This is a genomic window from Aestuariimicrobium sp. p3-SID1156, assembly GCF_025144225.1.
In the GTDB taxonomy this organism is placed as follows: Bacteria; Actinomycetota; Actinomycetes; order Propionibacteriales; family Propionibacteriaceae; genus Aestuariimicrobium.
The window spans coordinates 16,687-32,996 of the sequence record NZ_JALXXB010000006.1 but is presented as its reverse complement, the minus strand read 5'-3'; the positions used below and the strand labels follow the sequence as shown (position 1 = coordinate 32,996).

11 protein-coding genes are annotated in these 16,310 nt (G+C 68.5%); 7 read left to right on the top strand and 4 right to left on the bottom strand.

The window, feature by feature from the left end; genetic code table 11:
• The first annotated feature begins 77 nt into the window (after positions 1-77).
• Positions 78-1,379, top strand: coding sequence for a glutamine synthetase family protein (locus M3G03_RS08365; RefSeq protein ID WP_259809341.1), 1,302 nt, complete (start codon positions 78-80; stop codon positions 1,377-1,379).
• Between the two features lie 6 nt (positions 1,380-1,385).
• On the opposite strand, the gene M3G03_RS08360 is transcribed toward M3G03_RS08365, so the two are convergent.
• Positions 1,386-2,156 (bottom strand): sterol carrier family protein, encoded by a 771-nt coding sequence (locus M3G03_RS08360; RefSeq protein WP_259809340.1) that lies wholly within the window; start codon positions 2,154-2,156, stop codon positions 1,386-1,388.
• A gap of 85 nt (positions 2,157-2,241) precedes the next feature.
• Between M3G03_RS08360 and M3G03_RS08355 the strand changes: the two genes are divergently transcribed.
• Positions 2,242-5,139 (top strand): bifunctional [glutamine synthetase] adenylyltransferase/[glutamine synthetase]-adenylyl-L-tyrosine phosphorylase, encoded by a 2,898-nt coding sequence (locus M3G03_RS08355; RefSeq protein WP_259809243.1) that lies wholly within the window; start codon positions 2,242-2,244, stop codon positions 5,137-5,139.
• Between the two features lie 3 nt (positions 5,140-5,142).
• Here M3G03_RS08355 and M3G03_RS08350 read toward each other — a convergent pair whose 3' ends face one another.
• Both M3G03_RS08350 and glnA read right to left on the bottom strand, forming a co-directional pair.
• Complete coding sequence (locus tag M3G03_RS08350; protein ID WP_259809242.1) at positions 5,143-8,394, bottom strand: GH92 family glycosyl hydrolase; 3,252 nt, start codon at positions 8,392-8,394, stop codon at positions 5,143-5,145.
• A 148-nt stretch (positions 8,395-8,542) separates the two neighbouring features.
• Positions 8,543-9,964, bottom strand: coding sequence for a type I glutamate--ammonia ligase (glnA, locus tag M3G03_RS08345; protein ID WP_259809241.1), 1,422 nt, complete (start codon positions 9,962-9,964; stop codon positions 8,543-8,545).
• A gap of 77 nt (positions 9,965-10,041) precedes the next feature.
• Here glnA and M3G03_RS08340 point away from each other — a divergent pair, with 77 nt between their 5' ends.
• The 5 genes from M3G03_RS08340 (at position 10,042) to M3G03_RS08320 (ending at position 14,466) form a co-directional block, all read left to right on the top strand.
• Positions 10,042-10,488, top strand: a complete 447-nt coding sequence (locus M3G03_RS08340; RefSeq protein WP_259809240.1) for an RDD family protein — start codon at positions 10,042-10,044, stop codon at positions 10,486-10,488.
• Positions 10,485-11,627, top strand: a complete 1,143-nt coding sequence (locus tag M3G03_RS08335; RefSeq protein ID WP_259809239.1) for a glycosyltransferase — start codon at positions 10,485-10,487, stop codon at positions 11,625-11,627. Before M3G03_RS08340 ends, M3G03_RS08335 begins: the two co-directional genes overlap by 4 nt.
• A gap of 71 nt (positions 11,628-11,698) precedes the next feature.
• Positions 11,699-12,733: an L-threonine 3-dehydrogenase gene (gene tdh, locus M3G03_RS08330; RefSeq protein ID WP_259809238.1), complete on the top strand. Its 1,035-nt coding sequence runs from the start codon at positions 11,699-11,701 to the stop codon at positions 12,731-12,733.
• A 9-nt stretch (positions 12,734-12,742) separates the two neighbouring features.
• Entirely contained in the window at positions 12,743-13,948 is a 1,206-nt protein-coding gene (locus tag M3G03_RS08325) for a glycine C-acetyltransferase (protein WP_396121926.1), read from the top strand.
• Positions 13,949-14,106: 158 nt separating this feature from the next.
• A complete protein-coding gene (locus M3G03_RS08320; RefSeq protein ID WP_259809237.1) occupies positions 14,107-14,466 on the top strand; it encodes a hypothetical protein in 360 nt (119 codons plus the stop codon).
• A gap of 11 nt (positions 14,467-14,477) precedes the next feature.
• On the opposite strand, the gene M3G03_RS08315 is transcribed toward M3G03_RS08320, so the two are convergent.
• Positions 14,478-16,307, bottom strand: coding sequence for an ABC-F family ATP-binding cassette domain-containing protein (locus tag M3G03_RS08315; protein WP_259809236.1), 1,830 nt, complete (start codon positions 16,305-16,307; stop codon positions 14,478-14,480).
• Between the last annotated feature and the right edge of the window lie 3 nt (positions 16,308-16,310).

Here is a 16,310-nt window from a genome sequence, read left to right as displayed (position 1 = left end):
GGCGCGGTCCAACCCTTGGGGGTGGGGTGGGGCACAATGACCACATGGATCGCCAGACCGACTTCGTCCTGCGCCAGATGGAAGAGCACGACATCCGGTTCGTTCGGCTCTGGTTCACCGATGTGCTGGGTTTCCTGAAGTCGGTGGCGATCGCTCCCGCCGAGCTCGAGGGCGCCTTCGCCGAAGGAGTCGGTTTCGACGGATCGGCGATCGAGGGCTATGCGCGCGTCTACGAGTCCGACATGGTCGCCAGGCCCGACCCGAGCACCTTCCAGCAGCTGCCGTGGCGACAGCAGGCGCGTGGCACCGCGCGGATGTTCTGCGACATCGCACTGCCCGACGGTTCGCCCAGCTTTGCCGACCCCCGTGGAGTGCTCAAGCGCGCGCTCACCCGGGCCTCCGACATGGGTTTCACCTTCTACACCCACCCCGAGATCGAGTTCTTCCTGCTCGAACAGGGTCGTCCCGGCGCGAACCCGGTCCCGCTGGACCACGGCGGCTACTTCGACCACACCACCCTGGGGCAGGGCACCGACTTTCGCCGTGATGCCATCGAGATGCTGGAACAGATGGGCATCGCGGTGGAGTACAGCCACCACGAGGCTGCCCCCGGCCAGCACGAGATCGACCTCCGCTACGCCGATGCGCTCACGATGGCTGACAACATCATGACCCTCCGCTGCGTGATCCGGGAGGTGGCAGCCGCCAAGGGCATCCACGCGTCCTTCATGCCCAAACCCTTCACCGAGTACCCGGGTTCGGGCATGCACACCCACGTCTCGCTGTTCGAGGGCGACACCAATGCCTTCTACGACGCGACCCACGAGGCACGTCTGTCAGCAGTGGGACGCCAGTTCGTCGCCGGGGTCCTGCGTCATGCGACTGAGATCAGTGCGGTGACCAATCAGTGGGTGAACTCCTACAAGCGCTTGGTCGAGGGCGGCGAGGCACCGGCCTACTCGTGTTGGGGTCGCAACAACAGGTCGGCCCTGGTGCGTGTCCCCATGTTCGGGATCGACAAGCAGTCCTCAGCGCGGGTGGAGATCCGCTCGCTGGATTCGGCGTGCAATCCCTACCTGGCCTATGCGGTGATCCTGCGAGCCGGCCTGGCCGGCATCGAGGGGCAGTACGAGCTCCCCGACGAGGCCGACAATGATGTCTGGGCGTTGACCGGACGGCAGCGGATGGCGATGGGTATCGAGCCGCTGCCGCACAACCTGGACGAGGCGGTGCGCGCGATGGAGAACTCCGAACTGGTGGCCGACACGCTGGGTGAGCACCTCTTCGAGCACTTCCTCACCAACAAGCGGGCCGAGTTCGAGGAGTACCGCGCCCAGGTGACCCCCTTCGAGTTGGAGCGCTACCTCCGCACCCTCTGACGGGGATCAGCGCAGCAGGTTGGTCACCGGCAGCATGCCGGGCAGGACGTCCACCTGCGATCCGGACGCGCTGACGCGGTGGGCGGCCAGCTCTGCCGACCATTCACGAAGGCCGGTGGCGAGGCTGACGAAGGTGAGCGGGTCCATCTCGACCACATTGGGGGGAGTGCCGCGGGTGTGCTCCGGGCCGCGTCCCAGGGCGCCCAGCTGCACGGCGGTCGCCGGCGGGACGCGCAATTCGATCGTGGAGCCGGGGTGCCGGGTGGCCAGCACCGAGGCAAGCGCCCGCGAGGACTCGGTGAGTGCCGCCTCCAGCGTGGAACAGCGGAAACGCAGCGCGCACACGACCGCCTCGATCAGCACCCCGCGCAGGTAGTCGACCAGTCGTACCGTGCCGAACAGGCTGTCCACGGTGGCGGGCAGCTGCCCCGGGAGCAGCTCGGCGCGCAGGTCCATCAGGAGCCGGGAGGCCTGCGGGGCCAGGGTCTCGGCGGTGTCGGCGCCAACGACGGTGCGGACCAGCTCGCGCACCGTGGTCTCGGCGTGGAAACGGCTGGTCAGGTGGTCATCGAGCGAAACGGCCCGGGAGTTCGTCGGGCAGCTCAGGGTCTGCAGGGCATCGGTCAGCAGGAAGAGCACCTGGCCCACGCGGTCCCTCGCCGTCGAGGGCGGAAGCTGGGGCGTCGCCTTCAGCTCGTCCCTGGGAATCAGCTCCTGGACCTGGTCGACCAGGGCCTGGCAGATGCGCTTCAGGGTCGCATCGTTCCTGGCCACCATGATCGTCACCCCCGCACACTAGCCCCGCTGCATGGCCGGACCCTTACGCGAGGGTTACGGCAAGCTGACACATTACAGTGGACTCGTGGCAGAGATCTCCCAGGCGGAGCTGATCAGGTACGGGTTTGCCCAGACCCCCGCCGCCCGCGCCTGTCTGGCTCGCCTCCGCGACGCCGAGGACTGGCTGCCCCTGCTGAGCCAGTCCGCCGACCCCGACCTGGCGGTCGCGAGCCTGGCGCAGTTGAGCGAGCAGGCCCCCGACGAACTCTCGGGCATCAAGGGGGACGCCGAGGCCATGCGTCGGCTCGTCCTGCTGCTGGGGTCATCCCAAGCTCTCGGCCAGCACCTGTCGCGTCGCCACGATGACCTGACCATCTTCCAGGACGAGCCGCGGCAACGCACCCGCCAGGAGCTCCTCCAGGAGGCCCTGGCGGCGGTTTCCGATGAACAGAAACCGCTGGACCACCTGCGCTGGTTCAACCGCCGCGCCCTGACCCGGGTGGCCGTGCGCGACCTGACCTCGGATGACCCGCAGGAGCTGCTGCCCTCGATCGCCGAGGAACTGGCCGATATCGCCGACGCGGTGGTGAATGCCGCCCTGGAGATTGCCCGCGCCGAAGTGCCCGACCATGACCGTGCCCGGCTGGCCATCCTGGCGATGGGCAAGTGCGGCGCGCGCGAGCTGAACTACATCAGCGACATCGACGTCCTCTTCGTGGCCGAACCCGCCGACGAACACACCACACCCGAGCAGGCGGTGCAGATCGCGACCCGCGTGGCGGCAGCAGTGATGCGGAACTGCTCCACCTTCACTGCGGCGGGGAGCATCTGGCAGGTCGACGCCGCGCTGCGTCCCGAGGGCAACGCCGGCCAGCTGGTCCGGACCCTGTCGAGCATGAAGGCCTACTACGAGAAGTGGGCGAAGAACTGGGAATTCCAGGCCCTGCTCAAGGCCCGTCCGATGGCTGGGGACCTCGACCTGGGCCACCAGTTTTGCGACATGGTGGCGCCGATGGTGTGGTCGGTGGCCGGACGCCCCCACTTCATGGCCGAAACCCAGTCCATGCGTCAACGGGTGATCTCGCTGATCCCTGCCAAGGAGCAGGGCCGCGAGATCAAGCTGGGCGCCGGCGGCCTGCGCGACACCGAGTTCACCGTCCAGATGCTGCAGCTGGTGCATGGCAAGGGGAATGAGAGCCTGCACCTGCGCGGCACCTTCGAGGCACTCGCCCAGCTCGTCGACGATGCCTACGTGGGTCGCGCGCAGGGGGAGGAGATGGGCGAGGCCTACCGATTCCAGCGCCTCCTGGAACACCGGGTGCAGCTGTACCGGATGCGGCGTACCCACCTGATGCCCGACGACGAGGCAGGCCTGCGCCGGTTGGCGCGTGGGCTGGGATTCCGTACCCGCGAGGAGCTCCTGGACGCCTGGCGGTCCTCAGCCAGGACGGTGCAGCGGCTGCACCAGCAGGTCTACTACTCACCCCTGCTGGAATCTGTCGCCGGCATCAGCGGCGATGCGCTGCGTCTCGCCCCTGAAGCCGCGCGCGACCGCATGACGGCGCTGGGCTTTGCCGATCCAGATGCTGCCATGCGCCACATCCAGTCGCTGACCTCCGGGGTTGGGCGGGCGGCCGGAATCCAGCGACAGCTCATGCCCGCCATGCTGGGCTGGTTCGCGCAAGCACCCAACCCGGACGCCGGGCTGTTGGCCTTCCGCCAGCTCTCCGAGTCGCTGAAGGATTCGCCGTGGTACCTACGGGCGCTGCGCGACGAGGGCGAGATGGCAGCCCTCCTGGCCCGGCTGCTTGCGAGCTCCCGCTATGCGGTGGACCTGCTCAAACGCAACCCCGAGAGCGTGCAGATCCTGGCCAGCGAGGCCAACCGTGGGCCACTGGGCTTCGATCGGATCCTGGGCGCGATGACCTCGGCGACCAACCGGCACGACACCGACCAGGAGGCTGCCCACGCCATCCGGGCGGTGCGGCGCCGTGAACTCTTCAGGGTGGCAGCGGCCGATGTCAGCGAGGGGCTCGACATCGAGCAGGTCGGCGAGGCGTTGGCCGACATCGCCTCGGCGACCCTGCAGGCTGCCCTGGACCTGGCCGCCCGCGAGGTACCCGGGGCGCCCGAGATCGGCATCATCGCCATGGGCCGCTGGGGTGGACGCGAGCTCGCCTACGGTTCGGATGCCGATGCGATGCTCGTCATCCCCGACACCGATGACCCGGACGCCGCGCGACTGGCCGGGCAGGTCATCACCCGCCTGCGGAAATTCCTCTCCGCTCCCGGCCCTGACCCCGCGCTCGAGGTCGACATCGACCTGCGGCCTGAGGGCAAGGGCGGGCCGATGGTGCGCACCCTGGGCTCCTACAAGGCCTACTACCAGCGCTGGTCGGACACCTGGGAGGCGCAGGCCCTGGTCCGGGCTGGGTACGGCGCCGGGCCTCGGGATCTGGTGGAGGAGTTCCTGGCCGCCATCGACCCGATCCGCTACCCCGACGGGGGTGTCAGCCGGGCCCAGATCACCGATATCCGCAAGCTCAAGGCCCGGATGGAGGTCGAGCGGATGCCCCGCGGCGCCGACACCAAGCGGCACCTCAAGCTGGGCGAGGGTGGCCTGTCCGATGTGGAGTGGACGGTGCAGGTGCTCCAGATGCAGCACGGCGCCCGAATCCCGGCGCTTCGCACGACCCGCACCCTGGAGGCGCTGGGCGTGCTGCGCTCCGAGGAACTGCTCACCGCCACCGAGGAGCAAGCCCTGCGCGAGGCGTGGGTGTTGGCGTCCCGGATTCGGAATGCGAACATGCTCAACAGGGCGCGCGACCCCGACACCATGCCCTCGGATGCCCGTGAGCGGGGCAATGTGGGCTATTTGCTCAGGCGTCCCCCGGGCACCAGCGCCGAACTCGTGGACGACTACCTGCGCGCGGCGCGGCGGGCGTCCGCAGTGGTGGAGAAGCTGTTCTGGGCGAAGAAGTAGCCCTCAGAGATAGAGCTCGACCTGGACCAGGTCGACGTCCTCCCGGGCGCTGAGGCGCAGGGCGGTCAGGTCGAGGGCCTCCCCGCTGATGTGCAGCAGGTAGGCCTGGGACTGGTCAGCCCACTTCGCCCGGCGGGGCTGGGAGTGGGCGCGGTGCCATTCGCCGTTCTCGGTGCGGTACTCCACCAGCACGGGAGCGGTGCCATCCGCGCGGGGGGTGAGGGTGTAGATGGACGCGGTGACCGTCTCCGGCCACTCCAGCTCGACCACCTCGCCGGCGGCCAGGCTCGCGCCTTCGCCCTCGTCGTCGATGAGCCCCTGGGCACCCTTCGGGGAGATCGTGGCGCGGCCGGTCAGGTCGTCATGCCAGCGGTGGCCCTGGAGCTGTCCGCCGAGGGAGACCGGGCGGGTGTCGCGGGCCCAGTCCGAGGGTTCGGGGCCGAGCTCGACGTGAAGGTGGAGATCGCCCTCGTGCAGCATCCAGGTGGGGATGGTGACGTGGTCCCAGCCCTCGCCGTTGACGGTCACCCACTGGATGTAGCGGTGGTGGATGTTCCCGGCGGTGACCTCCAACAGGGTGTCGTCGTCGCGGCGGAAGGCGAAGCGTTCGAAGAGCGGGGCAGTGATCACCATCTCCCCCGACCCCACCGAGAGCGGGTAGAGCCCCGCTGCGCTGAGCAGCCACCACGCCGACATCTCGCCATTGTCCTCGTCACCGGGGTAGCCCTGGCCGATCGCCGATCCGGTGAAGCAGCGCTCGAGGATCTCGCGGGTGAGCCACTGGGTGCGGTGGTGGTGGCCGGTGACGGTGAACATGTAGGGGATGTGGTGGGCCGGCTGGTTGCTCATCGCCACCTGCCCCAGGCGCAGGGCCCGCGCCTCGGTCATCTCGTGGATGACGCCCCCGTAGTGGCGGCCGACGCGTCCGCTGGCGGATTCGGGAGTGGAGAGCGCCTGCTCGAGCTTGGCGGCCAGCTCGTCCTCCCCGCCGTACAGCTCGGCCAGGCCCTCGGCGTCGAAAGGGGCGTGGAAGGCCATCCCCCACGCAGTGGCTTCGGTGTAGTCCCGGCCCCACAAGCTGGGGTCGAAGTCGTCGACCGACTCGCGGAACCGGCCGTCGGGCCGGCGGGCGCGGAAGAAGCCAGTGGCCCCGTCGAAGAGCTGCTGGTAGCCCGAGGCCCGGTGCCGGAACCACACCGCGTTGGCGCGGAACTCATCGATCCGGTCGGGTTGGGCCTGGGTGGTGGGGGACAGGGCGTCGGCGGACTTGTTGGCCAGCCGAGTGGACCAGGCGGCGATGGCGGCATCGGAGTTCGCATTGTCCATCGACCAGCTCAAGCCCTCGTGGACGTCGGTGTCGACGTACCTGCGGAACCGGGCCCGCGCGATGCCCTTGCGTCCGGTGGCGGTCTGCTCGGAGGGGACACAGGCATTGCGCAGCGCGGAGTCGAAGGCGTCCACCTCGTTGAAGGAGATGCCGTGGGAGTTGGCGTCGGAGAAAATGGCATCCGAGCTGGTGCCGACCATGACGTCGCAGTAGCCGGGGGCCGACCAGCGAGCCATCCAGCCGCCGTCCTGGTACTGCTGCAGGATGCCGTCGAGCAGTTCGGTGGCCAGCTTCGGGGTGAACAGGTGGAAGGCGGGCCAGCAGGTGCGGAAGGTGTCCCAGTAGCCGTTGTTGACCTGGAGCTTGCCCGGGACGATCTCGGCGCCGGTGCGGTGCTTCTGCTCGTCACCGGCGAGGGGGCGGAAGGGTGAGGCATAGCCCCAGTCCTGCTTGCCGGGGGTGCGGGAGAGGTTCTCGTGGTGGGCATTGGGCCAGGCGTGGAGCCGCGCGAGGTTGGAATAGGCGCTGACCCGCTGGTCGTGGGTGCCGCCGGTGACCTCGAGTCGGTCCAGGATCGCGGTCCACTGCCGGGCGGCGTCCTCGCGGACCTGGTCGAAGCTGGTGCTGCCGATTTCCTCGGTAAGGGTGTGGCGGGCCTGTTCGGTGGAGATGAAGCTGACCGCCAGCGCGACCTCCAGAACCTCGCCCTCGCGCAGCTGGACGGCGGCTGCTTGCGATCGGGGGACTTTCAGACGTGCCCAACGGGGCCAGCGGCGCGTGATGGCGCGACCAAGGTTGGTGGGCAGTTCAGGGATGCCTTCGCGGGTGGAGGCGTCGACGATGTCGACCGGCTGGCGGGTCTCGCCATGGACATAGCCGGGCAGGGTGGGGAGGCCGTCGAGTTGCCAGTCCGCGGGCGGGTCGATGCGGGCGGTGAAGGCGATGCGCCCGTCGTGGAGGCGAGTCAGTTCCAGGTCGCCGCCGCCGGGCTGGTCGAACAGGACGCCTCGCCGTTCCGCGCGGGCCCCGGAGAAGTCGAAGCGGAACAGGCCGGCGCGTGAGGTCGGCACCATCTCCGCGACCACCCCATCCTCCAGGCGGACGCGGTAATGGTGCGGCTGGTCCAGTTCGTCATCGTGGTTGAAGTGGCGTTCACGGGCCAGCGGGTCAATGGTGGGGTGCCCGGTCCAGCTCATCAGCTGGAAGGCGGTGCGGTCACCCATCCAGGGGCTGGGGCAGTGGCTGACCGCGAGGGCCTGCAGCGCGGGGCGGGGGTCAGGGTCGGTGGGCCGTCCGTGCCAGCTGTAGAGCCAGCGGTGGGAGCGGGCGTCGGTGATCGGGGTGAGGAAGTTGAAGCCGTGCGGGACGCAGGTGAGCGGGAAGGTGTTTCCGCGACTGATGGAGCCGCCGCCGGTCTGGTGGGTGCCCCGGGTGGTGTGCACCAGCTCCAGGGGGCTTGTGTGGGGGTTGGGGGCGGGAAGGGGCCCGACGGGCTGCACCCAGCCGCTGCCGCGTTGGCCCTCCGGGCCGGACAGCTCGATGCTGATCCGCTGCCCGGCGAGGTCACGCAGGTCAAGGTCGATGAGGTTCCACTGGTCGGTGACGCGGGGGCCCGGATTCCCCTCGTGGATGACCACATGGTGCTGGTCGCGCAGCTCGAGGCGCTCGCCGGACTCGGTGACCGCTGTGATGCCGATCGCCGCCGAGGAGTACACCGGCAACGGGTCCGGCTCGGCGTCCTCGAAGAGCAACTCTGGGTACAGCCCGACCCGGTAGAAGCTGTCCGGTTCGACCGTGAAGGGCTCGACCAGCCGCTGGCTCCCGGCGTCCCGGAACTCGAAGCGGAGCACGGGGGAGCCGGGGAACAGGCCGACGTGCGGCGTGGAACCGGAAGGATCAGCGGGGCCGTCAGCCGGGGTGAGCCTCATGGCTCCCAGTGTAGGGAGGGGGTCCGACCGGAGAGGTGCTCGCTGAGCCCATGCTGGAAGAGCTCACCGCGTTGCGTCGCAGCAGGCCGCCCCCGGAGACGCACATCCCCTACTTGCGCGGGCAAGTAGGGGATGGCGGGCGGGATCGTCAGATGGTGTAGTACAGGTCGAACTCGTAGGGGTGCGGGCGCTGACGGATGGCGTCAATCTCGGCGCGCTTCAGAGTGATCCAGGTCTCGATCAGGTCGGGGGTGAACACGTCACCCGCGAGCAGGAACTCGTGGTCGGCCTCCAGGGCGTCCAGCACGGCGCCCAGGTCGGCGGGCACCTGGTCGACCTCGGCGTGCTCCTCCGGGGGGAGCTCGTAGAGGTCCTTGTCGATGGGGGCCGGCGGCTCGATGCGGTTCTCGATGCCGTCCAGCCCGGCCAGCAGCATGGCGGCGAAGGCCAGGTACGGGTTGGAGGACGGGTCGGGGCAGCGGAACTCGACGCGCTTGGCCTTCGGGTTCGAGCCGGTGATCGGGATGCGCATGCAGGCCGAACGGTTGCGCTGGCTGTAGACCAGGTTCACGGGGGCCTCGAAGCCGGGCACCAGTCGGTGGTAGGAGTTCACCGAGGGGTTGGTGAAGGCCAGCAGCGCCGGGGCGTGCTTGAGGATGCCGCCGATGTACCAGCGGGCCGTGTCGGAGAGGCCGCCGTACCCGTTCTCGTCGTAGAACAGCGGGGTCCCGCCGTTCCACAGCGAGCTGTGGACGTGCATGCCCGAGCCGTTGTCGCCGAAGATCGGCTTCGGCATGAAGGTGGCGGTCTTGCCGGCCTCCCAGGCGACGTTCTTGACGATGTACTTGAACTTCATCACGTTGTCGGCGCTGACCAGCATGGTGTCGAAGCGCCAGTTGATCTCGGCCTGGCCAGCGGTGCCGACCTCGTGGTGGGCGCGCTCGACGACCAGACCGCTCTCCTCACAGACCTTGACGATCTCGTCACGCAGGTCGGCGAAGTGGTCCATGGGTGCGACGGGGAAGTAGCCCCCCTTGATCTTGACCTTGTAGCCACGGTTGCCGCCGTCCTCGACGCGGCCGGTGTTCCAGGCTCCCGCCTCGGAGTCGATGGCGAAGAAGGCACCCTGGGTCGAGGTCTCGTAGCGGACGTCGTCGAAGACGTAGAACTCCGCCTCGGGGGCGAAGAAGGCGGTGTCGGCCAGCCCGGTGCTGCGCAGGTACTCCTCGGCCTTGCGGGCGATGTTGCGCGGGTCGCGGCTGTAGGGCTCCTTGGTCAGCGGGTCGTGGACGAAGAAGTTCACCACCAGCGTCTTGGCCTTGCGGAAGGGATCGAGGAAGGCGGTGGTCGGGTCGGGCAGCAGGGCCATGTCGGACTCGTGGATCTTCTGGAACCCGGTGATGGAGGAGCCGTCGAAGGCGAGGCCGTCTTCGAAGACTGCCTCGGAAAAGCTGCCGGCGGGGACGGTGAAGTGCTGCATCACCCCGGGCAGGTCGCAGAAACGGATGTCAATCATTTCGACGTTCTCGTCACGTATATAGGCGAGAAGGTCGTCGGCTCCCTTGAACATATGTCCTCCAGTTGGTGAGTGTGTCAACGAACCCGGCCGAATGGGCCGCCCGATGACTACGCCGTAGCCTAGTGATCATGGCGGAGGCGGAAAACATGACGGCGCACGGCGAGAATGATTGTTACCCAGGCGAAAGCATCGGCCTGCCCGAGGCCGGCAAGGGCTCCCTTGCCCCTTGGCGCCACCGCATCGCCGCGCTTCTGGTCGACTGGGCGGCATCAATGGCCGTCGCCGTGGGCGCCTTCGGCTACGGAGTCCTGCGTGAGCATTCCTGGCGGGCCCAGATGCCGCTGCTGGTCTTCTTCATCGAGTCCGCGGTGCTGACCACGTTGCTGGGCGGCTCCTTCGGCCAGATGCTGGCGCGCATCGGCGTCGCCCGAGTCGATGGACGCCCCATAACGTGGTGGCAGGCCATCGCCCGCAGCGCCCTGAAGTGCCTTGTCATCCCCGTCATGGTCGTCGGCGCCGAGCGCCGGCACCTGGCCGACCTCGCCCTGGGCACCGTGGTCGTCAACCGCCGATGAGCTCTCTGGACGTCGTCGTCTGTGGCCGTGGGGTTCCCAGCCCCGACTCGCCCCTGCTCGGCATCTTCGAACTCGACCAGGCCCATGCCCTGCAAGGCGCCGGACTGTCGGTGGTCTACGCCGCTCTCGACGTGCGCTCAATTCGCCATCGACGCCCGTTCGGCATCCGGCGCCTGGACGTCGATGGCGTGGAGACGGTGGTGCTGTCCTTCCCGATCGGGCGCATCCCGCGCGAGCTGAACCGTCGTCTGATGGCGCTGCTCTGGGATGCCCTGTTCGCTGCCATCCAGCATTCCCACGGACGCCCGGAGCTGCTGCATGGTCACTTCCTCCCCTGGGCCGCGGCCCTCGCTGGGCGCCGGCGCTGGCGCCAGCTACCGCTGGTGGTGACCGAGCACTGGTCGCGGCTGGGCGCAGACATCCCCGCCGACATCCGCACCCTCGGCCGCCACGCCTACCGGAACGCCACGGCGGTACTGGCGGTCAGCAGCCCGCTGGCCACAGTGATCGAGCGCGAGTTCGGGGTGGAGGCACAGGTCGTACCCGACATCGTCGACACCGCCGCCTTCGGTGCCCTGGCCGACAAGACCCGCGAGCCCGGGCTGCGGCTGGTGGCCACCGGCAACCTCATCGCCCGCAAGAACATCGACGGGCTGCTGCGTGCCTTCGCATCCGCCACCCCCGCCGAGGCGACGCTCACGGTCATCGGCCAGGGTCCTGAGCGTGGCTCCCTGGAGCAACTGGCCCAGGAATTGGGCGTCAGCCAGCGCGTCCGATTCCTCGGACGGTTGACCCGTGGGGAGATGGCCGCCGAGTACGCCAGGGCGTCCGGGTTCGCGCTGGTCAGCCATCGCGAGACCTTTGGCGTGGTCTGGGCCGAGGCGCTCGCGGCTGGCCTGCCGGTGCTGGCCACCCGCTGCGGTGGCCCGGAGGACTTCGTGACCAGCATGAATGGCGTCCTGGTGGAGGACACCCCCGAGGGCATCGAGGCAGGCATCGCCGAGCTCTGCGAGGGCATCGTGAACAGCCGCTGGAGCCGCGAAGAGATCTCCCGTGAGGTGGCACAGAAGTTCTCCGCGCCGACCGTGGCGGCGTCCCTCGTCGAGGTGTACGCGGGGCTGACCGCGCGGCTACGATGACGCATCGGTGGCGGCAAGGTCTCGATGTGATGCATGGGCATATCGCGCAGGCATGTCACTGAGGAGGATCAATGAAGGCGCTGGTCAAGACACAACCCGGCCCCGGCCTGGAGATGCTCGACATCCCCGAGCCGACGGTCGGCCCCAACGACGTGCTGATCAAGGTGATGCGGACCGGCATCTGCGGCACGGACCTCCACATCGACACGTGGGACCCCTGGGCAGCTGCAGTGGTGCAGACCCCGCGCGTGATCGGGCACGAGTTCTGCGGCGAGATCGTTGAGCTGGGCTCCCTGGTCACCGGGCTGGAGGTCGGTATGTTCGTCTCCGGCGAGGGCCACTACGTCTGCGGACGCTGCCGCGCCTGCCTGGCCGGGCGTCGCCACCTGTGCGCCAACACCCAGGGGATCGGCTACCACGTCGACGGGGCCTTCTGCGAGTACTTCGCGATGCCGGCCGCCAACGTGTGGGTGCACACCAATCGCGACCTGGACCCCGACGTCGCCGCGATCTTCGACCCGTTCGGGAATGCCGTCCACACCGCCCTGCAGTTCCCTGCGCTGGGGGAGGACGTGCTGGTCTCCGGCGCCGGGCCGATCGGCATCATGGCCGCCCTGGTCGCCCAGTTCCAGGGTGCTCGCAACGTCGTGCTCACCGACCTGTCCGATGAGCGGCTGGCGCTGGCCGAGTCGCTGGGGCTCGAGCACACCGTCAACGTCGGACGCGAGCAGCTGCGCGACACCTTCCATCGCTTCGACATGCGCGAGGGCTTCGACATCGGTCTGGAGATGTCGGGCTCCGGAGCGGCCCTGGAAACCATGATCAACACCATGACCCATGGCGGCCGCATCGCCCTGCTGGGGACGCCGACCCGCAAGCTGGAGGTCGACTTCTCCACCATCATCTTCACCATGCTCACCATTCAGGGCGTCACCGGCCGCCAGATCTTCGAGACCTGGTACGCGATGGCTGCGCTGCTGCGTTCTGGACTCGACATCAGCGGCGTCATCACCCACCGCTACCCGGCCACCGAGTTCCGGGAGGCCTTCGCCACAGCCGGCAATGGTCGGTCTGGCAAGGTGGTCATGTCCTGGGACAACCTCTGAGGAGACATCGTGTACGGATCGCTGCAGCAGGACCTCGTCACTCGCATCGCCGAACTCAAGGAGCAGGGCCTCTACAAGGCCGAGGCTGCCCTGACCAGCCCGCAGTCCGCCGAGATCACCGTCGAGGACGGGCGTGAGGTCATCAACCTGTGCGCCAACAACTACCTCGGCCTGGCGGACTCCCCGGTCCTCATCGAGGCCGCGAAGAAGGCCCTGGACGAGCGGGGCTTCGGGATGGCGTCCGTACGGTTCATCTGCGGCACCCAGACCCTGCACCAGCAGCTCGAGCGGGCCATCACCGAGTTCCTGCACCCGGAGGACCCCGAGAACTGGGACACGATCCTCTACTCATCGTGTTTCGACGCCAACGGTGGGCTGTTCGAGGTGCTGTTCTCCGCCGAGGACGCCATCATCAGTGACGAGCTGAACCACGCTTCCATCATCGACGGTGTGCGGCTGTCCAAGGCCCGACGACTGCGCTACCGCAACCAGGACATGGCCGACCTGGAGGTCCAGCTGCAGGCGTCCCAGGACGCGCGGCACCGCGTGATCGCGACTGACGGCGTCTTCTCGATGGATGGCTTCGTGGCTCCGCTGCCCAGGATTGTCGAGCTGGCCGAAAAATACGACGCGCTGGTCATGGTCGATGACTCCCACGCCGTGGGCTTCGTGGGCGAGCGCGGGGCAGGCACCCCGGAAAGGTTCGGGGTTGCCGACCGTATCGACGTCGTCACCGGCACGCTGGGCAAGGCGTTGGGTGGAGCCTCGGGTGGCTACACCTGCGCCCGCAAGGAGATCGTGGAGATCCTGCGCCAGGCCTCGCGTCCCTACCTGTTCTCCAACTCGCTGGCGCCGGCGATCACCGGCGCCTCGATTGCGGCCATCGAGCTGCTGGAATCCAGTTCGACGCTGCGCAAGCAGCTCAACGAGAACACCGCCTACTTCCGTCGTGAGATGGCGGCGCGCGGGTTCGAGATCCCCGAATCCGATCATGCGATCTGCCCGGTGATGGTCGGGGATGCCCAGGTGGCGGGACGCATGGCGGAGGCGATGCTCGATCGCGGCATCTACGTGCGGGCCTTCAGCTACCCCGTCGTGCCCAGGGGCAAGGCCCGGATCCGCACCCAGATGTCGGCGTCCCTGACGCGTGAGCAGCTGGATCGTGCGATCCAGGCCTTCGAGGAGGTACGCGCCGAGATCGACACCCGTCGCTGAATCCGCCTGACGCGTGCGCCACATGCCACCGTGCCGTGGCATGCTTCCCCTCGTGCGTCACACCGTTACGGCCAGAGGGGCGTTTCGCAATCCCGTGGTCATGCTGGGGGCGATCGTGGTGGTCGTCACTGCCTGGGCGGTGGTCGCGTTCCATCTGGGTGCAGGAGGAGAACCGCAAGCCCGGGACCGCCGAGTGGTACGTCCCCTACGAGGTCCAGCTCAACCCTGACCGTCTGGGCGCCTACACCACCCAGCCGTCCGTGGTACGCGGTGAGCCGGTGACCCTGCGCATCCAGAATGCCCTGGGGGGACGCCAACGAGTTCGCGCCTATCGCATGGGCTACTACGGCGGCAAGGGTGGGCGGCTGGTCGCGTCCTCGGACTGGATGCCAGCGACAAGCCAACCCGATCCGAAGCTGGTGGCGTCCCAGAACGGTCGACCAGCTACGCCCTGGACGCGAAGGGAGTGCCTCGCCAGCCGGTGGAATTGGACGGGGACTGGTCGAAGGTCAGGCTGATCGGGTGAGCCTCAGCCGACGACCTCGGCGGCCTCCAGCCATTCCATCTCGAGCGCCTCGACCTGGTCAGCCAGCTCGGTGTCCTTGGCCTGGAGGCGGGCCAGCTCAGCGTAGTCGGACGCCTTCTCGCCCATCTCGGCATGAATCTTTTCCCGCTGGATGGCGATCTTGGCGAGCTGGCCCTCGATCCGCGCCAGGTCCTTCTTGGCCTGCCGGATCTCGGCTGGGGAGGCGGCGGGCTCGGACTGTGCTGCCTCAGCGGCAGCAGACTGCGAGTGTGCGCGCGACTTGCCTGTGGGGGGACGCTCCTGGCTCCGGCGGTGTTCCAGGTACTGCTCGACGCCGCCGGGCAGCATCACGCAGCGTCCGTCGCCCATCAGGGCGTAGGTGACGTCGCAGACGCGCTCCAGGAAGTAGCGATCGTGGCTGACCACGATGAGGGTGCCGGGCCAGCTGTCGAGGTAGTCCTCGAGCACGGTGAGGGTGTCGATGTCGAGGTCGTTGGTGGGCTCGTCGAGCAGCAGCACGTTCGGCTCGCCCATCAACAGGCGCAGGAACTGCAGTCGTCGTCGCTCACCACCGGACAGTTCGCCGATGCGGGTGACCAGCCGGGTGCCTGTGAAGCCGAAGTCCTCCAGCAATGAGGACGCTGTGGCTTCGCGTCCGGTCGCCAGCTGGGTGTCCATCTTGAGGCGGTTGACCGACTCCAGCACGCGTTCATTGGGGTCGAGGTCGTGACCGGTCTCGGTGACGTCCTGGGTGAGGTGGGCCAGGCGGAGGGTCTTGCCGTGCTTGACCTTGCCGGAGGTGGGGGAGAGCGCCCCGGACATCAGCTTCAGCAGGGTGGTCTTGCCGGCACCGTTGACGCCGACCAGCCCGATGCGCTGCCCGGGTCCGATCGACCAGGTGAGCTTGCGGAGGAGTTCACGGTCGGGTTCGCCCTCGCGCCCGGTGAGGGTGAGGTCGACGTCGGTCAGGTCGATGACGTCCTTGCCCAGGCGGGTGACGGCGAACTGCTCCAGGGCGAGGCGGTCGCGCGGCGGCGGTTCGCCCTCGATCAGCTGGTTGGCGGCATCGATGCGGAACTTCGGCTTGCTGGTGCGGGCCGGGGCGCCGCGACGCAGCCAGGCGAGTTCCTTGCGGAGCAGGTTCTTGCGGCGGGCCTCGGTCGCCTGGGCCTGCCGGGCGCGTTCGGCGCGGGCGAGCACATAGGCCGCGTAGCCTCCGTCGTAGGCGTCCACCACGCCGTCATGCACTTCCCAGATGCGGGAACAGACGGCGTCAAGGAACCACCGGTCGTGGGAGACGACCAGCATCGCCGTGCCGCGTTCGGCGAGGGTGCGCAGGTGGGTGGCGAGCCAGGCAACGGCCTCCACGTCGAGGTGGTTGGTGGGCTCGTCCAGCACCAGCAGGTCGTGATCGCCGAGCATGAGGGCGACCAGCCCGACGCGACGGCGCTCGCCTCCGGAGAGCCGGGCGGTGTCGGCGTCCAGGTCGATGTCGGCCAGCAGCTCGCTCACCACGGCCCGGCGGTAGGGGTCGGCGGCCCAGACATGGTCGGGTTCACCACCGACGATGAGGTCCCGAACAGTGCGCCCGGGGACGACCTGCTCAGCCTGCGCCAGCACGCCGATGGAGACCGAGCCGGTGCGGGTGACGCGTCCGGAATCAGGTTCGAGCGAACCCGTCAGGATGCGCAGGAGGGTGGACTTGCCGTCCCCGTTGCGTCCGACGACACCGATGACCTCACTGGCGCCAACGCCCAGACTGACGCCGTCGAGCAGCGTCCGGGTCCCGAAGGCCTTGGTGACCTGTTCGGCGTTGACGAGGTTGGGCGCCACAGA